Source organism: Leifsonia sp. 1010, from assembly GCF_031455295.1.
Lineage (GTDB): Bacteria > Actinomycetota > Actinomycetes > Actinomycetales > Microbacteriaceae > Leifsonia.
This window is the reverse complement of sequence record NZ_JAVDSL010000003.1, coordinates 13,808-35,542: the sequence shown is the minus strand read 5'-3', so window position 1 is coordinate 35,542 and position 21,735 is coordinate 13,808. Positions and strand designations below refer to the sequence as shown.

Here is a 21,735-nt window from a genome sequence, read left to right as displayed (position 1 = left end):
GGTCAGCCGCGCTCGTCCGCGGCGGCCCAGCCGGTCCTGAGCCGTCGCCACCGGGCGGGCGTCCATCCGGTGGCGGTCTTCCAGGCGCGGATGAAGGCGGTGACGTCCGCGTAGCCGACGGCGTGCGCCACCTCGGAGACCGGCAGCCGGGTCGTGAGCAGAAGACGTTCAGCGGCCCCGAGCCGCACCCGGCGCAGGGTCGCTGAAAGAGAGACGCCCGCGTCTTCGAACGCGGCGAAGAGGGTCCGCAGCGACACGTGGAGACGCGCAGCGACGGCGGCAGCGGTCAGTCCGGGGTCGGCGTACTCGCGGTGGAGCAGGTCCGTCGCCTCCCGTACCAACTGGGCCGCCGGAGCGTTCCGCTCGCGCGCGGCGCCCAGCTCCTCGTCGACGATAAGCCGCGCCGCGCGCACGATCCGCGAGGACAGCGACACCGGATCGTCGGCCGGCCGGACACCGCGCCCGACGGAACCGCGCAGCAGCCCCTCGAGCTCGCGGCGACCTGTGGACGCGGCGTCCACCGACCGCGCATCGAGCGAGTCCGGGAGCACCCCGCGTGCGGAGAGCAGGACGGTCGGGACCTGAACGATCGTCGTCCGGAACTCGTCCGGATAGACGAAGGAGAAGGGTCGGCTCGCGTCGTACATCGCCAGCTCCCCCGCGCCGAAACGCGTCTGCGTGCCGTCCTGCTCGAGGATGAGGCTGCCGGTGTGCACCAACTGCAGCTGGGTGCTCTCCATCGCCCGAACGGGCACTTCCTCCAGGCGCGCCTCGACGCTCTGTGCGACGGATGCGATCTGCGATACCCCGACGTGACCGAACGAGTGGCGGTGCATGCGTCGATAGACCGCGGTCTCGGCGTGCGTCGTCGCGCGCATCTGCACGAGGACGCAGGTCGGGTCGGTCGGCAGTCGCATCATCCCTCCAGGGGTCGTCGTAGCCAGGATCGCACGCCGGCCGCGCTTCCGCCTCCACGATCCCGATTGCTAGGCTCGACCAATGGCTCGCCGTCGAGAGTTTGACGAGGATGCGTTTCTCGCGCGCAGCACTGCCGTGTTCTGGCAGAAGGGGTACACCGCGACCGCGATGTCCGACCTGGCCGAGGCGGCCGGTGTCGGCAACGGCAGCATCTACGCCGCGTACGGCTCGAAGCCCGAGCTGTTCCTTCTGCTGTTCGAGCGCTACTGCGAGAGCCGGGTGGACATCGTGCGGCATGCGATGGCCGACGGCGCCACCGCGGAGGAGGCCGTACGGCTCTTCTTCCGCGCTGTGGTCGCGGATTGCGCCGCGCATCAGCCCAGCTGGGGGTGCCTGATGCTGAACAGCCTCGCTGAACTCGGCCGCGACTGGCCCGAGGTGGCGGCGGTCTGCGCTCGCGCCATCGCCGCCATGGAGCAGCTCGTCGACGAGCGACTCGCTCGCGACGGCATCCCGGAGGACGGCCGTGCGACACTCGCGGCCGAGATTGTGCTCGTCTCGCAGGGACTCATCCAGTTCAGCCGTGTCGAGGACGACCCGGAACGGCTGGCGAGCATCGCGGATTCGTCGCTCGCCCACCTGGCGCCGGCTCTGCAGGCTGCCTGAGCCGTAACGGCGCCGCCGTCGCGGGCGGAAATCGGCTCATCGTGCAGACCTGGCGAAGCTTCGCGCGCATCTGAGACAATCTGGAGTGGTGAATCCAGTACGGCGCCTCCACGACAGGACCCTCCGCACATGAGCGACTCCAACGCCGCCCTCGGCGCCTACCTCCGCGCCCGCCGCGACGCCCTGCTGCCGGAGGACGTCGGCCTCCGCTCCGAACCACGCCGCCGCGTGCGTGGCCTCCGCCGCCAGGAGGTGGCCGGAATGGCCGGCATCAGCCCCGAGTACTACCTGCGGCTGGAGCAGGGACGCGACCACCAGCCGTCGCCGCAGGTGCTGCTCGCGCTCGGCCGCGCGCTGCAGCTCGACGCCGACGCGACGGTGTACCTGTTCCGGCTCGCCGGGCAGACGGTCCCCGCCCGGCACACCGCCGACTGCCCGCCGGCCCTCAGCGGGACTCGGGCCGACGTGCTGGACAACGTGAACGTCCTCCTCGACCAGTGGACGATGGCGCCCGCGTACGTGGTCGACCGCAACCAGGACGTGTTGGCCGTGAACCAGCTGGGCCGCGCGTTCATCCCGCTGTCCCTGCCGCCCGGCGCGAACATGGTCGAGGCGATCGTCGACGCAGCCCTGGCGGCGGGCGACGACCGACGGCCCTACTGGCAGCGGGCGGTGCGCGGGGCCGTCGCCAGCCTCCGCTACCACGCAGAACCCGACGACCCGCGGCTGCAGCTGCTCGTCGCCGCACTGTCCTCGCGCTCCAAAGACTTCCGCGACGTCTGGGCGAGCCACGAAGCGCGCCCGCAGCGGCGCGGCGTCGCGCTCGTGCACATCGAGCCGTTCGACTACATCCCGTTCCGCTGGCAGACGTTCGAGGTTCCTGGTGGCGGCCAGCACCTGACGACGTTCTTCGGCGACCCCGGCTCCCCGGCGGCCGCGGCGATCGAGTACCTCCAGGCGAGGCTGCGGGTCGATCGCGCCCTCGACTCCGCCGACGTCGCCGTTCCGACCCCGGACGAGCTGATCGAGGACGAGCCGGGCCTCGGACGGTGACCCCGAGAGGGCCACGACACGGCTTCCGTGCCCCTCTTAGCGTGGCGATCGAACCCCAACGAAAGGATCGGCGTCATGGCCACACCCACCATCGTCCTCGTCCACGGAGCCTTCGCCGACGCGGCGAGCTTCGCTCCCGTCACCCGCATCCTGCTCGACCAGGGCCACACGGTGCGCGTTCCCGCGGTCCCGAACCGCAGCCTCCTCGGCGACTCGGCGTACATCCGCTCGGTCGTCGAGCAGATCGAGGGCCCTGTGATCCTGGCGGGCCACTCCTACGGCGGTGCGGTGATCACCGTCGCCGGTGCGGCGGACAACGTCGTCGGTCTCGTCTACATCTCGGGATACGCACTCGACGAGGGCGAGAGCCTCGGGCAGCTGCAGGGCGGCTTCCCGGACTCCGACCTCGCCGCCAACCTGGTCTACACGCCGTTCCCCATCGAGGGCTCCGAGCCAGGGACCGACGTGTCGGTGAAGGTGGATGCGTTCCCGGACGTGTTCGCCGCCGGCATCGACCGCGAGGTCAGCGAGGTGCTCGCCGCGTCGCAGCGTCCGCTCGCCGCACTGGCGTTCAGCGAGACCGCCCCGGTCGCGGCCTGGAAGACCAAGCCGGGATGGGGCATCGTCTCGTCGGCCGACCACACCATCAACCCGGACGTCGAGCGCTTCGGCTACAAGCGGGCCGGGCTGCGCTCGGTGATCGAGATCGACGCGCCGCACCTGGTGATGCGGTCCCACCCCGCCGAGGTGGCGAAGGTCATCGCCGACGCCGCCGCCGAGTTGGCCTGAGCGACGGGAGCGACCAGCATGGCGACAGCCAACCCGCACGGCTACGCACTCGAGGCCGCCGCGCAGGCGTTCTGCGAGGCCACCGCGAACCCGCCCTTCCTCTACCAGCTCCCGCCGGAGGAGGGCAGGAAGGCGGTCGACCAGGTGCAGGACTCCGAGATCGCGAAGCCCGCCGTCGAGGAGAAGTGGATCACCGTCGACGGCGGTCCGACCGGCTCCGTTCCTGTGCGGATCGTCCGGCCGCAGGGCGCGTCCGGCCCCCTTCCGGTCGTGCTGTACACGCACGGCGCCGGCTGGGTGTTCGGCGATGCGCACACCCACGACCGCCTGGTCCGCGACCTCGCGGTCGGCACGGGGGCCGCGGTCGTGTTCCCCGAGTACACGCGCTCCCCCGACGTCCGCTATCCGGTCGCGAACGAGCAGTCGTACACCGTGGCGAAGTGGGTCGTCGAGCACGGTGCCGACGAAGAGCTCGACGGCACCCGCATGGCGATCGCCGGCGACTCCGTCGGCGGCAACATGGCGATCGCCCTCACGCTGATGGCGAAGGAGCGCGGCGACGTCGCGTTCCGGGGTCAGGTGCTGTTCTATCCCGTGACGGATGCGGCCTTCGACGACGCCTCGTACCAGGAGTTCGCCGACGGCTACTGGCTCACCCGGGATGCGATGCGCTGGTACTGGGACCAGTACACGACGAGCGCCGACGAGCGAGCGAGCATCACCGTCTCACCGCTGCGGGCGACCGAGGAGCAGCTCACCGGGCTTCCGCCCGCTCTCGTCATCAACGCGGAGTGCGATGTGCTCCGCGACGAGGGCGAGGCGTACGCAGCCAAGCTCCGCCGCGCGGGTGTGACGGTCACGGGTGTGCGGTACGAGGGCATCATCCACGACTTCGTGATGGTCAACAGCATGCACGACACCCCGCAGGCGCGTGCGGCCGTCGCGCAGGCGGTCGCCTTCCTGAGCGACTGGCTCGCGGCATGAGCGGCGGGACCTTCGATCCGCTCGACTTCGCCATCGTCGAACCGCGCACGTTCGAGCAGCTGACGGTCGGCGAGGTGTTCCGGGCGCCGAGCCGCACGGTCACCGACGCGCACGCATCGGCGTTCCAGGCCGTGTCGGCCGACAACCACCCGGTGCACTACGACGAGGTGTGGGCGAAGGCGCACGGCCACAGCGCTCCGGTCGTGCACGGCCTGCAGGTACTCGCTTTCACCGCTCCGGGGGCGACTCTGTTCCCGCATATCATCGGAGAGGTATTCATCGCGTTCACCGGGCTCTCGGCGCGCTTCCTCGAGGAGGTCCACGCCGGCGACACCCTCTACTCGCAACTGGAGATCACCGCCTTGACACCGGATGGCCCCAACGGAATCGTCACCGCGGCGGTGACCGTGCACAATCAGCGGTCGGAGGTCGTTCTCTCCGGCGAGCACACCTACCTGTTGCGGCGGACTCCGCAGCCGGCGGAGGGATGATGGCGCCGGTCGCCGAGCCGCGGGTGCAGCTCCCCGTCGACAGCTGGGTCGCGACGCGCGACACGCTCCACATGTGGACGCAGGTCGTCGGGAAGATCCGGATGGCGCTGACGCCGCCCATCAACCACTGGTGGCACGTCACGCTGTATCCGAGCGCCCGCGGGCTCGGCACCGGCCCCATCCCCCTCCCGTCGCGGATCCTCGACATCGAGTTCGACTTCGTCGACCACGAGCTCGTGCTGCGCACCAGCGACGGCGGGCTGCGCCGCTTCCCGCTGGCCGGGCACTCGGTCGCCACGTTCTACGCCGCGACGCGGGAGGCGCTCGCCGACCTCGGAGTGACCGTCGACATCCACGCGGTCCCCAACGAGGTGGCCGTGGCCATCCCGTTCGCCGAGGACACCGAGCACTGCACGTACGAGCCGGAGCAGGCGCAGGCGTTCTGGCGGCAGCTCATCGACGCCCAGCGGATGCTGCTGGAGTTCCGCTCGGGCTTCACGGGCAAGGTGAGCCCGGTGCACTACTTCTGGGGTGCGATGGATCTGGCGGTCACCCGGTTCTCGGGACGGACCGCACCGCCGCATCCCGGGGGCGCGCCGAACTGCCCGGACAGCGTCATGCTGGAGGGCTACTCCCGCGAGCTGAGCAGTGCGGGATTCTGGCCGGGCGGAGGAGCCGAGGGCGCCTTCTACTCGTACGCGTACCCCGCGCCGGAGGGGTTCGAGCAGACGCCGATGCCCGAGGGGGCGTTCTACAGCGACGAGCTGGGCGAGTTCCTGCTGCCGTACGAGAACGTCCGGCGCGCGGACGACCCGGAGGGGTTGGTCCGCGACTTCCTCGAGGCGACGTACCGGGCCGCCGCCGACCTCGGGCGGTGGCCGGTGCCGGATGCCGAGGTAGCACCTGACGTGACCGCGCGATGACCGCACCCGCGAGCAAGACGGCGCCGGCCGCATCCCTCTCCCCCTGGGCGCCGCTGGCGATCTCGGTGTTCCGCGTGCTGTGGTTCGCGCAGCTCGGCAGCAACATCGGGACGTGGATGCAGACCGTCGGCGCCCAGTGGTTCCTGGTCGAATCGCATGCGGACAGCGTGGTGATCGCGCTGGTGCAGACGGCGAGCCTGCTCCCGGCGGTGGTGTTCTCGCTCCCGGCGGGCGTGCTCGCCGACTCGTTCGACCGCCGCGAACTGCTGATCTGGGGGTCGGCGGCCAGTGCCGTGCTCGCCATCGCGCTCACGGTCGTCGCCGCGGCCGGTGGTCTCACTGCGCCGACGCTGCTCGGGTTCACGCTGCTGCTCGGGGTCGCATCCACCCTGACCTCGCCCGCCTGGCAGGCGATCCAGCCGGAGTTGGTCCCCCGTGAGCAGGTGGTCGCGGCCGCCGCGCTCGGCGGCGTGACCGTGAACGGCGCTCGGGCGATCGGGCCGGCGCTGGCCGGCGTCGTGCTGTCGCTGTTCGGGACGCCGGTGGTGTTCGGGATCAACGCCGTCAGCTTCCTCGGAGCCGTCGCCGCGCTGATGTGGTGGCGCCGGCCGCCGCAGCCCGGCCTCGACGACCGCGAGCGGTTCGGCCCGGCTCTGCGCGCGGGCGTCCGGTACACGCTGTCGGCGCACCTCGTGCGGCGCATCCTTCTCCGCTCGGTGCTGTTCGCCTTCCCGGCCAGCGCGCTCTGGGCCCTGCTGCCGCTCACGGCGACCCGCCTGGGGCTCGATTCGAGTGGATACGGCCTGCTGCTCGGCGCGCTGGGCGTCGGCGCCGTCGCGGGCGTCTTCCTGCTGCCCGTCGCCCGGAAGCGGTTCAGCGACAACGTCGTGATTTCGGCGAGTGCCTTCCTCTTCGCGTTGGGCACGGTCGCCGCCGCGTTCGCGCCGTTCGTCGTGGCGCTCGTCGTGCTCGTGGTGGCCGGGCTCGCCTGGATCGGCACGCTCACCGTCCTCAACGCCGCCCTGCAGTTGACGCTCCCGCAGTGGGTGCGGTCGCGGGCGGTCGCCGTCTACATCCTGTTCTTCATGGGCGCGATGGCGATCGGGTCGTTCCTGTTCGGCGTGCTGGCGCAGGCGGCCGGTACCACCACGGCGCTCGTGATCTCGGCCGTCCTGCTGGTCGTCGTGGCGGTCAGCGTGCGTCCGCTCCCGCTGCTCCCGGGGACGGCGACCATCGACCGGACCATCGCGAACTCGTGGCCCGAGCCGATGCTCGTCTTCGAACCCGACCCGACCGACGGACCTGTGCTGATCGAGATGTCGTACCGCGTGAGCGACGCCGACCGCGCCGCGTTCGAGCGGGCCATCCGGCTGGTGGCCGACTCCCGTAGACGCACCGGCGGCTACCGCTGGCGGCTGTACCGCAGTGGCGACCACCCGGACACCATGCTGGAGACGTTCCTCGTCCCCTCCTGGGGCGAGTTCACCCGGCAACGGACGCAGCGCTTCACCGGACGCGACCGGGAACTCTGGGAGGCGGCGCGCGCGTTGAGCAGCACCGAGCCGGTGGAGCGGCACTACTTCCACGCTCCGTGATGCGATAGCCTCGGCGGCGGATGATTTCTCACACCGTGATCCCCGCAGGCGCCTGACGGCAGCCTTCCCGCGCGTGCGCGCGACGACGGTCTCGTGACGGCCGGGAGTCCTCGACTCCCCCGCCCCGGAAACCCTTCTCGTCGACTCTTCAGGAGCACGCAATGACCCACATCCTCATCACCGGCGCGTCCGGTCGTCTCGGCGGCGCGGCCGTCCGATCCCTGCTCGCCCTCCACCCCGCCGAGGAGGTGCATGCGCTCGTCCGGTCCGACGAGGCGGCCGACCGGCTGCGGCGGATCGGAGTGGATGCGCGACGCGCCGACTACGCCGATCCCGCGGGCCTCGCCACGGCCTTCCGCGGCATCGACCGCCTGCTGTTCGTCTCGAGTCCCATGCTCGATCCGGATGAGCGACTCCGGCAGCACCGCGCGGTGCTCGCCGCTGCGGCCTCGCTCGAGCACGTCCTCTACACCAGCGTCCACGGCGGCGACCATGACCCGGCGCATGCGGCGACGGAGGCGACCCTGCACGAACGCGGCGGGGCGACGATCCTGCGCAACGGGTTCTACACGGAGCCGTTCGTCACGGCCGCAGTCGAACAGGCGGCGAGCGGATGGATCGGGTCGGCCACCGCATCCCGACCGCTGGCCACCGCATCCATCGCCGACCTCGCAGAAGCCGCCGCGCGAGCGGTCGCCGACCCGCCCGGTGAGCAGCTGTGGGAGCTGCGTGGGCCGGCGTGGACCTACGAGGAACTCGCCCGCATCCTGAGCGGTCTGCTCGGCCGGCCCGTCGCACACCGGGATGTGTCCGTGGCCGATACGGGTCCGTTCGGTCCGTTGCACGCCGCGGCGGCCGCGGGGGTGCTCGCGCACGAGACGGACGATCTCCGTCGGCTGCTCGGACGCGCGCCGCGCAGGGTCGGGACGGTCGCCGCGAGCGTGGTCGAAGACATCGACGGTCATCTATGATTCGGGTACCGAGAGAATGCGAGGCCGCCGTGTCCGACCGCCCCACCGTGCTGTTCGTCTGTGTGCACAACGCGGGACGCTCCCAGATGGCCGCCGGATACCTCCGCGAGCTGTCCGGGGGCCGCGTGGAGGTGCTGTCCGCCGGCTCCGAGCCCGCCGACCGCCTCAACCCCGCGGCCGTCGACGTGATGGCCGAGGAGGGCATCGACATCGCCGGGAACACGCCGCAGATCCTCACGACGGACGCCGTGCGCGAGTCCGACGTGGTGATCACGATGGGATGCGGTGACACCTGCCCGATCTTCCCGGGCAAGCGCTACGAGGACTGGGACCTCACCGACCCCGCCGGTCTCCCGGTGGAGCAGGTTCGCCCGGTGCGCGACGACATCAAGCGGCGCGTCGAGGCCCTCATCGCGGAGCTGCTGCCCGCCGGCTGACCGGTCGCGCGCTCCCGGCCGACCTCGTCGAAACGGAGGGGATGCCGGTCACGCTCGGCCGCATCCCCTCCGTTTGCGGCGTTTCGCGGGGTCAGACGGCCGAATCTCCTCCGTTTCGTACGCTCGAATTGTCGTTCGCGGCGCGGTCGGAAACGGAGGAGATCCCGCGGCGACACGCCGTCGCCGTGCCGGAACGGAGGATGTCCGCCCGTCCGGGCCGCGGGATGTCCTCCGTTTCAGCCGCGCCGGACCGCGCCGCGGGATGTCCTCCGTTTTCGTCGGCGGATGCCGGTTACGCTCTGCGTGACGGCTAGCGGCGAGAGGGATGAGCGGACGATGACGCAGTATCGCGCGGTGTTCGACGCCGAGGTGACATTCTCGAACGAGGGCGGATTGCAGGCGCAGGGGTTCCGCGCCGACATTCCCGGACCCGAGTTCACCCCCGAGGAGATCGGGCGGCTGTTCGTCACGTCGCTCGACCTGCTGATGACCGAGAGCGTCACCGTGCACGACGTCCGGATCATCGAGGAGGCTCACAAAGGCACGCGGGGCGGTCCGAGCGACCCGCGCAGCCACTGACCGCGCAGGCGACACGCAGCCCGGCTACCGCATCCCGAGCAGCTGGCCCTCCAGGGTGGCCGCCAGCCACTGCTCGAAGTGCTCCGGCGTCCATCCGGCATTGACGACCAGCTCGAGGTAGACACCGCTCGCGGCGAACGCCCGGTACACCGCCTGGGCCTCGGCCAGGGGAACGACCAGCGCGTCCTCCACGGAGGCGATCAGGCTGTCCATCACGCGATTGCGCGCGCGGAGCTTCGAGCGCAGCAGGGCCTGAGTCTCGGCATCCTCGTCCAGAGCGGAATCGAGGATGCGCACGACGTCGAAATCGGTCGAGTACAGCACGGTCAGCCAGCGGGCCGCTCCCGCCATCCGCTCTCCCGGCTCCGGCAGTTCGAGGATCTCGCGGGCGAGTTCGCGGGCGCGCGCCCGCTCCAGCCAGCGCTCGCAGATCACGTTGAGGATCTCGCGCTTGGCCCCGTAGGCGGCGTAGACGGTCCGGGTGCCGACGCCGGCCTCCCGGGCGATCGCCTCGATGCTGGTCACCGCATACCCGTCGCGAGCGAACAACGTCTGGGCGGCCGACGCGATGCGGAGGCGCGTCTGAAGCGCCTGCTCCTGCCGGTAGGAGGATGCGGTCTTGACGTCGGCGTTCACGAGATCGATACTAATGGTGCAGTCAATGCAGTGTCACTGCACTGACCGCAGTCAAGGTGCAGACGAAGGAGTTCTCCCATGATCACCACAGACACAGAACCGGCCGGGGTCGTCCTCCTGGAGCGGATGCTCCACGAGGGATTCGCCGGCGGCCGCACCGACATCGTCGACGAGCTCTGCTCCCCCGACCTCGTCGAACACCAGCTCGGGCTCTCCGGGACCGGCGCCGACGCCATCGCCAAGGTCAAGAAGGGAATGACCGACGTGCACACCGCCTTCCCGGACCTCCGATTCACCATCGGGGACTGGGCCCAACGTGACGACATCGTCTGGGTGCGCGCCGAAGGTGCGGGAACCAACACGGGGCCCTTCCTCGGGGCGCCGACCGGGCGGCCGGTGCACTTCACCGTCATCGATGTGGCGCGGGTCGCCGAGGGGCGGATCGTCGAGCACTGGGGTGTGCCCGACCGCTTCGCGATCCTGCTCCAGCTCGGCCGTATCGAGGTTCCTCAGCCGCAGTGAACGGCGCCACGGCCTTCGCCTGGCGACCTACTCCCCTGTGTCAACCAGGCGGGCAAGGTTGTCCAGCTCGTTCGCCCGGCCGGCCAGGAGCCGCTCGGTCCACACCTCGTCGTGCAGCGGCTCGACCCTCATGATCACACGCGTCCCACCGTCGACCGGCCCGAGCTCGATCTCGGTCAGCTGCTCGTAGGGCTCGTGGCCGGGCACGAAGTCGATCAGGGAGCGGTACCCGAGCCGTGTCGGCCGCTCGACCGTCGTAAAGGTCTTGCGAGATTCCGTACTCAGCGGCATCCCGTTCTGCTCCATGAACGCCACCTGCTCGGGCGCCGTCGCCGTCATCGTGTAGACGAGCTCACCTCCGGGCCGCAGGTCGAGTGCGGACACGTCGGTGCGGAACCCGTCCGGCGCCCACCAGCGCCCGATGCCCTGCGGGGTGGTCCACAATTCCCAGACCGTCTCGGCCGGGGCTGCGATGGTACGTTCGATCGTTTCCATGATTTGCTCCTTCGTTTGATCGCACGATATATTCGTTGCGACGAATGTGTCAAGCATCGATCGATCGGAGGATCGAATGGCGGTCGAGAGCGACCGGGTGCACGCGATCCTCGCGGTACTCGCAGAACCGACGCGGTTCCGGATCATCGAGACGCTGGCCATCCGCCCGCACACGGTCGGCGAGGTCGCCGCCGTCCTCGGGGCCTTGCAGCCTCAGACGACCAAGCACCTCCAGGCACTCGAGGCTGCCGGCGTGGTGCGTATCCACCGGCTGGGCCGGCGCAAACTCGCCTCCCTGAACCGAGCGGTCCTCGACGAGGTCGCCGACTGGCTCGGCGGTCTGTCGACGGCGACTCCGGACGACGTCGCCCTCGCGCGATACGCAGACGCGGTAGCGGCAACCGAGGCGCGGATCTCCGACGAGCCGGGCGGTCACGCGACCGTCCTTCGCTTCCGTCGCACCATCCCCGCTCCTCCGGCACAGGTGTGGGAGGCCTGGACCGACCCCCGCCTCCTCGCGCAGTGGTGGGCTCCCCCGCATTTCGAAGTGGAGCGCAGCCAGTTGGATGCGACTCCCGCCGGTCGCGTCGAGCTCCGCCTGCGTGAGGCGGACGGCGCGCGTTACGCCTCGGCCGGCACGGTCAGCGCCGCAGAGCCGGGCCGCCGCCTGGAGTTCACGCTCGCGCCCCTCGGGCCCGACGGCGAGCCGCTGTTCGACGCCGTGCACGAGCTGACCCTGTCGGGCCGGACGCGTTGCCGCTTGGAGCTCACGATCCGGGTCGCAGACGCGGATGCTGGAATCGCACCCATGATCGCCGGCCTCGAACCGGGGTGGACGCAGCTGCTGGACGCCCTGGCGGAGGTCGTCGCACGCCCGGCGTGACTCAGCGCGTCGACCCGGCCGTCAGCCCCGACACCAGCCGGCGCTGGAAGAACGCGGCCGCGGCGAACACGGGGATGAGTCCGATCACCGATGCCGCCGCGAGCTTGCCGTAGTCGGTGATCCGCTCCCCCAGCATCAGCGTCAGCACGACCGGGAGGGTCTGCGCGTCCGGCGACTGGGTGAGGAAGGCGGCGAGGAGGAACTCGTTGTAGTTGAGCACCGCGACGATGATGCCGACCGCGACGAGCGCCGGGGCGAGCAGCGGGGTGACGATGCTGACCAGCACGCGGAAGCCTCCCGCGCCGTCCAGCTGGGCTGCCTCGTCGAGCTCGGCGGGGATGCGCCGGGTGAAGCCTTCGAGCAGCCACACGGCGACCGCGACGTTCGAGAGGGCGTACACCAGGGTCAGTCCGGGGAGCGTGTTGTTGAGCGACAGGGAACGCAGCAGCGTGAACAGCGGGATGACCGCGACGATCGGCGGAAGCAGCCACGGGCTCAGCACCGTCGCCGCCAGCGTGCGCCCTCCCGCACGGTACCGGGTGATCGCCCAGGCCGCAGGCACCGCGATGACGAGCGTCAGTGCCGCACCGGCCAGGGCGGCGACGAGGGAGTTGTACACACTCTGCAGCAGGCCGCCGGAGAGGGCGTTCACCCAGTTCTGGGGCTGCGGGTGTGCCGGGACGAGGAGGCCGGCGCCGACGTCGGCGCGCGACATCAGCGACACCGAGACGAGGTACGCGATCGGGATCAGCGTGCCGGCGAGCACGAGCGCGAGCACGACGACCGCGGCGATGGGCCGACGGTCGCGGGATCCGGCGAGCAGGCGGTCAGTCACGGTGGAGCCTCCTGGCGATGAGGATGACCGGCAGCGTCACGACGGTCACCACGACGGCGAGCAGCAGTGTGATGGCCGACGACCGGCCGAGGTCGAACTGCTGCAGTGCTGCCTGGTAGATCAGGTACGCGGGCATGCTCGTGGAGGTGCCGGGCCCTCCCGAGGTCAGCACGAAGACGAGGTCGAACACCTTGAAGGCGAGCACCAGCCGGATGAGGAAGGCCGCCGCAATCGTGCCCGCGATGGCGGGCAGCGTGATGCTGCGGAAGAAGCGCAACCCGTGCGCACCGTCGAGCGCCGCGGCCTCGGCGACTTCACGGTCCTGTCCGAGGAGTGCTGCGAAGACGAGGAGCGCGATCAGCGGCGTCCACTCCCACACGTCGGCCACACCGATCCCGACGAGCGCCCAGCCCGGCGACGACAGCACGGCGACGGGCGGGCCGTGGTACCCGACCAGGCTCAGCAGCGTGTTCAGCAGCCCGCCCGACGGGTTGAAGATCAGCTTCCAGAGCACACCGACGATCACCGGCGGAGTGATCAGCGGCAGCAGCAGGAGGGTGCGGCTGAGCGAGCCGCGAGAGGTCGCGCTGCGCAGCGCCAGCGCGGTGACGACGCCCAGCACGGTGCTCGCCGCCGACACCACCAGGGCGTAGACCACGTTGCGTGCGAGCGAGGCGGTCACATCCCCGTCGGTGAGGGCGTCGGTGAGGTTGGCCGTGCCGACCCAGCTCTGCAGCGGCCGGCCGAGCGACGACTCCGACAGCGCGGTCAGCACGATGAAGACGAGCGGGTACGCGCCGAGCACGAGCGTCGCGAGCACGGTCGGCGCGACCATGGCACGGCGCACGCCGGCGCCGCCCGCCCGGGCTCGCCGCGCGGGTGTGCGCGCGGCGGTCCGGGGGGCGGCGTCGGTGACGAGGGTGGCCTCCGTCACTTGAGGATGCTCTCCCACTTCTTCTGGATGTCGTCCATCGTCTGCTTGGCGCTCCCGCCCTGTCCGGCGAGCAGCTTGGCGAGGCCGTCCGTCAGCACCTGGGCGAGCTCCGTCGCGTGCTTTCCGGTGGGCCAGGCGAGCGATCCGGTCAGGGTGGCCTTGTTGACGTTCTGGATGGTCGGGAAGTCCTTGCCATAGGTCGCGTCGTTCAGCGAGCTCTTCCGGTTCGGGTCGATCCCGGTGGGCGGCGACGCGACGAGCAGCTGGGCGTTGACCTTCGACGAGGTCGCGAACTGGATGAACGCCTTGGCCAGGTCGGTCTTCTTGGTGTTGGCGGTGATCACCCAGGTGAAGCCGGCGACCAGCGATGCGCGGGAGGTCGTGTTGGATCCACCGGTCGGCAGCGTCACGACGCCCCACTTGCCGGCGACCTTCGAGTCGCTGGATGCGTCCTCCGAGCGGACGCCGAGGTCGGTCCAGTTCTCGATGAACCCGACCTTGCCGGCGAACCAGGCGCTGTTCCCCGCGCCGAAGTCCGTCTCGGCCGGCGTGGGCAGCGCGTACTTGTTCACATCCACCAGCGCCTGCGCCGCCTGCACGGCCGCCTCGGAGTCGAGCGCGGGCTTGCCCTTCTCGTCGAGGAACTCGCCGCCGAAGCCGGCGAGGCGGTTGGCGTAGCTGGCGCCGAGGATGAGCGGCGACTTCTGCCCGAAGACCGCGGCGCCGTACACGCCCTGCGCCGACTCGTTCGCGGTGATGGTCTTCACATCCTGCAGGTACTCGTCCCAGGTCTTCGGCGGCGCCTGGATGCCGTTCCTCGCAAGGATCTCCTTGTTGTAGAACAGCACGTGCGTGTCGCCGTCGAACGGCAGGCCGTAGCGCTTGTCGCCGACCTTGCTGTACGCGTCGTAGATGGACGGGATGAAGTCGGACGTGTCGAGCGCTTTGTCGTCCTTGATCCAGGAGGAGAGGTCCTGGATGGCGCCGTCGGCGGCGAGATCGCCGAGCGAGACGTACCAGGGCGCCGCCGCATCGATCGTGTTCGCACCGGACTGCTGGTCGAGCGCGATCTTGGAGCCGATCTCGTCGTAGGGAACGATGACGGTCTTGACGGTGGCGCCGGTCTCCTTCTTGAACTCGGCGGCGAGCCACTTGGCGGCGCCTTCGTGCGACGAGATCATCTCGACGGTCAGGGTCTGACCGGCGAACTTCTTGCCGTCGGAGGCGGTGGATGCGCTGGAGCCGTTCGAGGCGCCGGCGCAGCCCGCGAGCACGAGTGCGGTGGCGGCGAGGGCGGCGACCGCAGCTGCGGAACGTCGTCGGGATGTCATGGGTGCTCCTCGGGAAGGGATCGGAGGTGGGTGCCGGGCGCTGAAGGCCGGACGCACGGAAAGCCGGATGGTGAGTGCCGTCACGGTAGGGACTCCCCCGGCTCTGCCGCAAGCGAGTGTGACGCTGTGCTACGCCGACGCAATCTGGCGTCACATGCGCTGGCCCGCGGGCGCGGGAGCCGCTAGCGTTCCGCACCTATGGCCGACCGAATCATCCTCAACGCGTTCGATATGAGCTGCGTCACCCACCAGGCGCCCGGACTCTGGCGTCATCCCGACAACCAGGCGCACCGCTACACCGACCTCGACTACTGGACCTCTCTGGCCCGGACACTCGAGCGCGGCGGGTTCGACGCCCTCTTCCTCGCCGACGTGCTCGGGGTGTACGACGTCTACCGCGACTCCGCCGCCCCGGCGCTGCTCGATGCGGCGCAGATCCCGCTCGGCGACCCGATCGCCCAGGTCAGCTCGATGGCGGCGGTGACCGAACGCCTCGGCTTCGGGGTGACCGTCGCGACCACGTACGAGCAGCCCTACCTGCTCGCGCGCCGCTTCTCGACGCTCGACCACCTGACCAAGGGCCGGATCGGCTGGAACGTCGTCACCTCGTACCTCGACTCCGCCGCCCGCAACCTGGGGCTGCGCAAGCAGATCGCCCACGACGACCGGTACGGGATCGCCGAAGAGTTCCTCGACGTCACGTACAAGCTATGGGAGGGGTCGTGGGAGGACGGCGCGGTCCTGCGCGACCGCGAGACCGGCGTCTTCACCGACCCGGCCCTGGTGCACCCGATCGAGCACGACGGCGAGCACTACCGGGTGCCCGGCATCCACCTGAGCGAGCCGAGCCCGCAGCGCACGCCCGTCGTCTTCCAGGCCGGCGCGTCACCGAAGGGCCGGGAGTTCGCGGCGAAGCACGGCGAGGCCATCTTCATCAACGGCCTCACGCCCGAGCTCACGCGCAAGGCGACGGACGACATCCGTGCCCGTGCCGCCGCGATCGGCCGACCGGCTGAGACGGTCAAGATCCTGACCCTCGCGACGGTGATCGTCGCGCCGACCGACGAGGAGGCGCAGGCCAAGCTCGACGAGTACCGCACCTACGTCTCGACCGAGGGGGCGTTCGCACTCTACGGCGGCTGGTCCGGGCTCGACCTGTCGCAGCTGCCGCTCGACGAGCCGCTGCATTACATCGACACCGACGCCGCACGGTCGGCCCTGTCGATCTTCACCACGGCCGACCCGAACCGCCAGTGGACGGCCCGCGACATCGCCGAGTACGTCGGCATCGGCGGGATCGGCCCGGTGATCGTCGGAAGCCCGACCACCGTCGCCGACGAGCTGGAGCGCTGGATCGAGGTGGGCGGCATCGACGGATTCAACCTCGCGTACGTGGTCACCCCGGGGAGCTTCGAGGAGTTCGTCGAGCTGGTGGTGCCCGAACTGCGTGCCCGCGGCCGCCTCGACGAGCAGCCCGGGACCACCCTGCGGGGACGCCTGAACGGCACCGGCGACGCCGTCGTGCCCGCCTGGCACCCCGCGCACGCCTACCGCGGTGCGTACCGCGGACGCCCGAGCGCCGCGGACCGCCGCGAGCCCGTGACCGAAGGAGCAGCATGACCCGCAGCTATTGGACCGGCCAGGCCGACGCCGCCGAGCTCGCGCACTGGGAGGCCGTCGCCGCCGAGGCCGCCGACCGGCTGGCCGTCGACGCCCTTGAACGGGACCGGGCGAACCAGGATCCGACCGCCGAGCTGGAGGTGCTGCGCGACGCCGGACTCGTCAACCTTCTCGACCCGGCGGAGTTCGGCGGAGGCGGTGCGCACTGGGAGACGGCCTTCCGGGTGATCCGCATCCTCTCGCGTGCCGACGCCTCGGTCGCGCAGGTGCTCGCTTATCACTACATCAACTCCGGCAACATCGGCTTCGCCGTCGCCCCGGAACGCCAGCCCGACCTGTACCGCCGCACGATCGACGGACGCTGGGTCTGGGGCGACTCGGTCAATCCCGTCGATCCGGACCTCACGCTCACCGACCTGGGCGACGGACGGTACCGCCTCGACGGCACCAAGCGCTTCTCGACCGGCGCCTCCGCCGGCGACATCGTGCTGGCGGCCGCGACCGTCGCGGGCGGAGCGCGGGCAGGCACCCCGGTGTTCGTGCTCCTCGACCACGGCCGCGCGGGCATCCGCTATCACGGCGACTGGGATGCGCTCGGCCAGCGCCTGTCGGCGAGCGGTTCCGTCACCTTCGACGGCGTCGCCGTGGACGAGTCCGACATCCTGGGCGAACTGAGCGACGAGCCGTTCTCGACCCTGATCACCCCGGGCATCCAGCTCGCCTTCGGCAACCTGTACCTCGGCATCGCCGAGGGCGCGCTCGCCAAGGCGCGCGAGCTCACCCTGGCACGCACGAACTCGTGGTTCCTCTCCGGCGTCGACCGGTACGCGGAGGACCCGTTCGTGCTGCGCGTCTTCGGCGAGCTGCTGTCGCGCATCGAGGCCGTCGAAGCTCTCGCCGGCGCGGTCGGCCGCGAGTTCGACGCCGTCGTCGACAAGGGCGAGGACGTCACCGCGGAGGACCGCGGCCGGCTCGCACAGCGGATCGCGCGGCTGAAAGTCGTCTCCACCGAGGTGTCGATCGAAGTGACCACGCGCGTGTTCGAGGTCACCGGATCCAGCTCGGCTCGCGCCTCCGTCGGGCTCGACCTGTGGTGGCGGAATGTGCGCACGCACACCCTCCATGACCCGGTCGACTACAAGAAGCTCGAGGTCGGCGCCTACTACGTCAACGGCGACCTGCAGCCCATCTCCCTGTACACCTGATCGGAGCGACATGACCGACACGACGACCGCCGCCCGTCCCTCCGCGCCCGCGAGCGCCGCCGAAGCGCTCGAACGGCTGGAGCCGATCCTGGAGCGCCTGCGGAGCTCGGCGTCGCGCCGCGAGCGCGAGCACGAGCTGCCGACCGGTGTGGTGCGCGAACTCGCCGACGCGGGATTCGGCGCTCTGCGCGTCCCGCGCGAGTACGGCGGTGCCGGCCTGAGCTTCGTCGAACTGGGCGAGGTGCTGGTGGAACTGGCGGCCGCCGACTCCAACCTCCCGCAGATCTTCCGCGGGCACTTCGCCTTCGTGGAGGACCGGCTCACCTCTCCCGCCTCCGCCGAACGCGACGCCTGGCTTGAGCGCTTCGCGGCGGGCGAGATCGTCGGCAACGCCTGGAGCGAGACCGGGTCGGTGGGTCTTGGCGACTCCGAGACGCACATCCGCCGCACCCCGGACGGCCCGCGCGTCGACGGCCGCAAGTTCTACACGACCGGCAGCCTCTACGCGGACTGGATCGACGCGACCGCGAAGGACGCGGACGGCACCGACGCGACCGTTCTCCTGCGTGTCGACCAGCCGGGAGTGTCGGTGCGCGACGACTGGGACGGTTTCGGCCAGCAGCTGACCGGCACCGGAACCGCGGTCTTCGACGACGCAGCGGCATCTCCGGCCGACGTCTTCCGGTTCTCTGATCGGTTCCGCTACCAGACCGCCCTCTACCAGTGGGTGCTCGTCAACGTGCTGGCCGGCATCGCACAGGCGACCGAACGGGAGGCGGGTGAGGCGCTGCGCGCCCGCACACGGGTGTACAGCCACGGGCTCGCTCCGCTGGCGAAGGACGACGGGCAGCTGCAGGCCGTGATCGGTGAGATCTCGGCGGTTGCGTTCACCGCGCGGGCGCTGGTCCGCTCGGTGGGCGAAGCCCTGGATGCGGCCGCCGCCACCACGTCGCGCCGCGGCAGCGTGGAGGACGACGAGGCCAACGTCCGCGCGGAGATCGCGTCGGCGCAGGCGCAGATCGTGCTCAGCCAGTCGGTGCCGCTCGCCGCGACCCGGCTGTTCGACACGCTGGGTGCCTCCGCGGTGAGCCGGGCGGCCGGACTCGACCGGCACTGGCGGAACGCGCGCACGGTCGCCTCCCATAACCCCTGGGTCTACAAGGCGCGCATCGTCGGCGACTGGAGCGTCAACGGCACGGTTCCGCCCTACATCTGGCAGATCGGTACTGCGAGCTGAGGCCCACCGGGCTGGTCAGGCGCCGGTTTCGTCGGCTTCGTCGGCTGCCGGCGCCTCCCACAGCTCGATGGGCAGCCCCTCCGGGTCGTGCAGCCGTGCGAACCGGCCGTAGTCGCCATCCCACTCGGGCCTCCGCTCCACGACGATCCCGGCCGACTCCAGTGAGGCGACCAGCTCATCCAGTCCACTGACCCGCAGGTTCAGCATGAACGGCTGGTCGGCCGCGAAGTAGTCGGAGTCGGCCGGGAACGGCGCGAACACGGTCATGCCTCGCTGCTGCTCCCACACGCTGTCCGAGCCCGCCGCGATCCCGAGATGCTCGCGGTACCAGGCCGCGCGCGCCTCCGGATCACGGCTCCGGATGAACAGTCCGCCGATGCCCTCAACGCCCACTGCGACCTCCTCGCCTCGGCGCTCAGGCTAGCAAGCGGCGGTCGCTCCGGGCGATCGATTGCGGCGACTGTTCGCGGCGATCACTCGCGCGGATCGAGCACGGACAGGACGGCCGGGCCGACCTGCTCGGCCGACACGAGCCGCAGTTCGGTCGGGCTGCCGGCGGCGTCGAACAGCCGCCGACCCGATCCGACCGCGGTCGGGAACGTCAGCAACCGGTACTCGTCGATGGCGTCCCTCCTGGCCAGTTCGGCGACGACCGATCCGCTGCCGATGACCACCACATCCCGCTGCGGCACCGTCCGCTCGAGCCAGCCGTCCAATCCACCGTCCACGGCGGTCGAGCCGGACCACGTGTCCAGCGTCACCGGCGTGCTCGCCAGCACTGCCTTGCTCGCCCGGTTCATCGCCCGCGAGAACGGGTCGTCGCGGTTCGGCCAGAGGGTGCTGAAGTGCTGCCACGTGCGGCGGCCGAACAGCAGCGTCCCCGTCTCGAGGATGCTGCCCAGCCGGAACTTGTCCCCCGCGACCCCCTGCGGCCCGAACCGCATCGCCCACCCGCCGAACGGCGTGCCGTCACTGCCGTCCGGATCCTCCACCACGCCGTCCAGCGTGATGAACTGCACCACGATCACTCGTCCCATTCGTTCGTCTCCTTCTGTTCGCGCGCTCGTTGCACTCACTCGTGCATACGAACGAGCGCTCCCGAACTCATCTCCGCTCCTCCGCCCACCGTCGAGTCCGCAAGAACTGCACGCTTCTCGGCCCCGCAGCGTGCAGTTTGTGCGGACTCGACGGTGGGGGTCAGCGGGTGGTGGTCAGCGGGCGGGGGCGCAGAGGGCGAAGAGGCGCGGGTCCTGGTAGACGAGCACGCTGGCGATGGCGTCGCCCCGGGAGGTGTCGGAGCCATCGAAGAGCTGGACGGTGTGAGGCTCGCGGCCCTGCTCAGTGACCCGGTACAGCAGGAAGCCGTGCTGGCCGTTCGCGGCGATCGGTTCGGTCGCCCACGAGGTGCCGCGCCAGGCGAACAGATGCGCCATGAAGGCGGCGAACGGTGCGCGTCCGACCGACCACTGCGGCACCGGCGGCATCTCGAACACGACGTCGTCGGCGACCAGGGATGCCAACGCCCTCACATCGGCGGCCCGGATCGCAGCGGCGTAATGCTCGACGACGCCCGGGCGGAGGGGATGCGCGCGCCGCGTCCCCTCACGGATCGCCGCACGAGCCCGCTGCAGCGCCGAGTTCGCCGACGCGACAGAGACCTCGAGCACGGTCGCGGTCTCCCCCGCGCTGAGCCCGATCACCTCGCGGAGCACGAACGCACCGCGCTGCAGCGGCGAGAGCGTCTGCAGCATGGCCGTGACGGCGAACCGCACCTCCTCCGCCTGCTCCGCCGCCGCGGCCGGCTGCGAGTCGGATCCGGGACGGCCGGCCCAGCCCGTCGGCGCGGGCAGCAGCCACGGAACGTCGAAGGCCGGCACGAGCGGCGCGCCCACCTCGATGCCCGGATCCGTCAGGTCACGGGGAAGCGGCCGCCGAGGGGTCTGCCGCAGCCGGTCGACGCACACGTTGCGGGCGACCTGGTAGGCCCAGGTGACGAAGGATGCGCGGGCCGGGTCGAAGCTGTCGCGGGCGCGCCACATCCGCTCCAGCGCATCCTGCACCGCATCCTCGGCCTCGAACGGCGACCCGAGCAGCTGGTACGAGAACGCGAGCAGACCCCGGCGGACGCCCGCCAGGTCCGCCTCCGAGAACGCCGCCATGGGCTGATCCTAGTGACGGCGCGCCGGCCGCGCCGCGGCCCGCTGATCGACCCGCAGCTCGGCGAGGCCTCCGGACGCGGCCGCAATTGCGGTCATGCCGCCGCGCCGTGTTGCGGAGGAATGATACGGTCTGCGAGAAATACCGATTGAAATGTTGGAGCGCAGATGGTCAGGGCTGTGGGGGTCGATACGGCCGTGTTGAGGGCGGGTGCCTCGTCGCTGAAGGGGGCCGTGACGGGCCGTCGCCCGTCGGCGACGGAGGGCACGGGTTTCGGATCGGCGGTGTCGGAGGGGGCCGTCGGACTATTCGAGGCGTATTGGGTTCCGGGTCAGATGGCCGTCGATGACCTGATCGGGACGTTGGCCGGGGCTCTGGAGCAGGCGGCCGCGTCGTATGAGCGGCGCGATACCGAAGATGCCCAGAGCCTGACGGGTCGTGGGGGTCAGTTCGTTGGGTTCTAGGGCGGAGGAC

General features: G+C 70.7%; 24 protein-coding genes. 15 read left to right on the top strand and 9 right to left on the bottom strand.

Features of this window, described 5'->3' with window-relative positions:
• Nucleotides 1–2: 2 nt before the first annotated feature.
• Nucleotides 3–920, bottom strand: a complete 918-nt coding sequence (locus J2Y42_RS13720) for an AraC family transcriptional regulator (protein ID WP_309859665.1) — start codon at nt 918–920, stop codon at nt 3–5.
• Nucleotides 921–999: 79 nt separating this feature from the next.
• Between J2Y42_RS13720 and J2Y42_RS13715 the strand changes: the two genes are divergently transcribed.
• The 10 genes from J2Y42_RS13715 to J2Y42_RS13670 all read left to right on the top strand — a co-directional run bounded on the left by J2Y42_RS13715 (nt 1,000) and on the right by J2Y42_RS13670 (nt 9,406).
• The gene (locus J2Y42_RS13715; protein ID WP_309859663.1) at nt 1,000–1,584 is read left to right on the top strand and encodes a TetR/AcrR family transcriptional regulator; all 585 of its coding nucleotides are present in this window, start codon (nt 1,000–1,002) and stop codon (nt 1,582–1,584) included.
• A gap of 129 nt (nt 1,585–1,713) precedes the next feature.
• Nucleotides 1,714–2,637, top strand: coding sequence for a helix-turn-helix transcriptional regulator (locus tag J2Y42_RS13710; RefSeq protein ID WP_309859660.1), 924 nt, complete (start codon nt 1,714–1,716; stop codon nt 2,635–2,637).
• Between the two features lie 75 nt (nt 2,638–2,712).
• Nucleotides 2,713–3,426, top strand: coding sequence for an alpha/beta hydrolase (locus J2Y42_RS13705; RefSeq protein ID WP_309859657.1), 714 nt, complete (start codon nt 2,713–2,715; stop codon nt 3,424–3,426).
• Nucleotides 3,427–3,444: 18 nt separating this feature from the next.
• Entirely contained in the window at nt 3,445–4,410 is a 966-nt protein-coding gene (locus tag J2Y42_RS13700) for an alpha/beta hydrolase (RefSeq protein WP_309859653.1), read from the top strand.
• Complete coding sequence (locus tag J2Y42_RS13695) at nt 4,407–4,901, top strand: MaoC family dehydratase (RefSeq protein WP_309859650.1); 495 nt, start codon at nt 4,407–4,409, stop codon at nt 4,899–4,901. Before J2Y42_RS13700 ends, J2Y42_RS13695 begins: the two co-directional genes overlap by 4 nt.
• Entirely contained in the window at nt 4,898–5,824 is a 927-nt protein-coding gene (locus J2Y42_RS13690; RefSeq protein ID WP_309859648.1) for a DUF5996 family protein, read from the top strand. The genes J2Y42_RS13695 and J2Y42_RS13690 overlap by 4 nt, the downstream gene beginning before the upstream one ends.
• On the top strand, nt 5,821–7,419 hold the full coding sequence (locus tag J2Y42_RS13685; protein WP_309859644.1) for an MFS transporter: 1,599 nt from the start codon (nt 5,821–5,823) through the stop codon (nt 7,417–7,419). Before J2Y42_RS13690 ends, J2Y42_RS13685 begins: the two co-directional genes overlap by 4 nt.
• Nucleotides 7,420–7,580: 161 nt before the next feature.
• Complete coding sequence (locus J2Y42_RS13680; protein ID WP_309859641.1) at nt 7,581–8,390, top strand: NmrA family NAD(P)-binding protein; 810 nt, start codon at nt 7,581–7,583, stop codon at nt 8,388–8,390.
• A gap of 29 nt (nt 8,391–8,419) precedes the next feature.
• A complete protein-coding gene (locus J2Y42_RS13675) occupies nt 8,420–8,827 on the top strand; it encodes an arsenate reductase ArsC (protein WP_309859637.1) in 408 nt (135 codons plus the stop codon).
• A 336-nt stretch (nt 8,828–9,163) separates the two neighbouring features.
• A complete protein-coding gene (locus J2Y42_RS13670) occupies nt 9,164–9,406 on the top strand; it encodes a hypothetical protein (protein WP_309859635.1) in 243 nt (80 codons plus the stop codon).
• A 24-nt stretch (nt 9,407–9,430) separates the two neighbouring features.
• Here J2Y42_RS13670 and J2Y42_RS13665 read toward each other — a convergent pair whose 3' ends face one another.
• Nucleotides 9,431–10,042, bottom strand: coding sequence for a TetR/AcrR family transcriptional regulator (locus J2Y42_RS13665; protein ID WP_309859633.1), 612 nt, complete (start codon nt 10,040–10,042; stop codon nt 9,431–9,433).
• Nucleotides 10,043–10,120: 78 nt separating this feature from the next.
• Between J2Y42_RS13665 and J2Y42_RS13660 the strand changes: the two genes are divergently transcribed.
• A complete protein-coding gene (locus J2Y42_RS13660) occupies nt 10,121–10,564 on the top strand; it encodes an ester cyclase (protein WP_309859630.1) in 444 nt (147 codons plus the stop codon).
• Nucleotides 10,565–10,591: 27 nt separating this feature from the next.
• Here J2Y42_RS13660 and J2Y42_RS13655 read toward each other — a convergent pair whose 3' ends face one another.
• Complete coding sequence (locus J2Y42_RS13655) at nt 10,592–11,059, bottom strand: SRPBCC domain-containing protein (RefSeq protein ID WP_089875814.1); 468 nt, start codon at nt 11,057–11,059, stop codon at nt 10,592–10,594.
• 76 nt (nt 11,060–11,135) lie between these two features.
• On the opposite strand from J2Y42_RS13655, the gene J2Y42_RS13650 reads away from it, so the two are divergent.
• Entirely contained in the window at nt 11,136–11,942 is an 807-nt protein-coding gene (locus tag J2Y42_RS13650) for an SRPBCC domain-containing protein (RefSeq protein WP_309859625.1), read from the top strand.
• 1 nt (nt 11,943) lies between these two features.
• Here the strand turns inward: J2Y42_RS13650 and J2Y42_RS13645 are convergent, their stop codons facing one another.
• From J2Y42_RS13645 to J2Y42_RS13635, 3 genes are read right to left on the bottom strand one after another with little or no spacing between them, the layout of a single operon-like run.
• Nucleotides 11,944–12,777, bottom strand: coding sequence for a carbohydrate ABC transporter permease (locus J2Y42_RS13645; RefSeq protein WP_309859622.1), 834 nt, complete (start codon nt 12,775–12,777; stop codon nt 11,944–11,946).
• A complete protein-coding gene (locus tag J2Y42_RS13640; protein WP_309859620.1) occupies nt 12,770–13,711 on the bottom strand; it encodes a sugar ABC transporter permease in 942 nt (313 codons plus the stop codon). Before J2Y42_RS13640 ends, J2Y42_RS13645 begins: the two co-directional genes overlap by 8 nt.
• Complete coding sequence (locus J2Y42_RS13635; protein ID WP_020074764.1) at nt 13,708–15,042, bottom strand: sugar ABC transporter substrate-binding protein; 1,335 nt, start codon at nt 15,040–15,042, stop codon at nt 13,708–13,710. The genes J2Y42_RS13640 and J2Y42_RS13635 overlap by 4 nt, the downstream gene beginning before the upstream one ends.
• Before the next feature lie 198 nt (nt 15,043–15,240).
• On the opposite strand from J2Y42_RS13635, the gene J2Y42_RS13630 reads away from it, so the two are divergent.
• Genes J2Y42_RS13630 through J2Y42_RS13620 form a run of 3 tightly spaced genes read left to right on the top strand, consistent with a single transcriptional unit; the run spans nt 15,241 to nt 19,104 of the window.
• Nucleotides 15,241–16,662, top strand: a complete 1,422-nt coding sequence (locus J2Y42_RS13630) for an LLM class flavin-dependent oxidoreductase (RefSeq protein WP_309859617.1) — start codon at nt 15,241–15,243, stop codon at nt 16,660–16,662.
• Nucleotides 16,659–17,867, top strand: coding sequence for an acyl-CoA dehydrogenase family protein (locus J2Y42_RS13625; protein ID WP_309859614.1), 1,209 nt, complete (start codon nt 16,659–16,661; stop codon nt 17,865–17,867). Before J2Y42_RS13630 ends, J2Y42_RS13625 begins: the two co-directional genes overlap by 4 nt.
• A gap of 10 nt (nt 17,868–17,877) precedes the next feature.
• Nucleotides 17,878–19,104: an acyl-CoA dehydrogenase family protein gene (locus tag J2Y42_RS13620; protein WP_309859612.1), complete on the top strand. Its 1,227-nt coding sequence runs from the start codon at nt 17,878–17,880 to the stop codon at nt 19,102–19,104.
• 15 nt (nt 19,105–19,119) lie between these two features.
• On the opposite strand, the gene J2Y42_RS13615 is transcribed toward J2Y42_RS13620, so the two are convergent.
• The 3 genes from J2Y42_RS13615 to J2Y42_RS13605 form a co-directional block, all read right to left on the bottom strand.
• On the bottom strand, nt 19,120–19,497 hold the full coding sequence (locus J2Y42_RS13615) for a VOC family protein (RefSeq protein ID WP_309859609.1): 378 nt from the start codon (nt 19,495–19,497) through the stop codon (nt 19,120–19,122).
• An 80-nt stretch (nt 19,498–19,577) separates the two neighbouring features.
• Entirely contained in the window at nt 19,578–20,141 is a 564-nt protein-coding gene (locus tag J2Y42_RS13610) for a dihydrofolate reductase family protein (protein WP_309859607.1), read from the bottom strand.
• 174 nt (nt 20,142–20,315) lie between these two features.
• Complete coding sequence (locus J2Y42_RS13605) at nt 20,316–21,263, bottom strand: RNA polymerase subunit sigma-70 (protein WP_309859605.1); 948 nt, start codon at nt 21,261–21,263, stop codon at nt 20,316–20,318.
• Between the last annotated feature and the right edge of the window lie 472 nt (nt 21,264–21,735).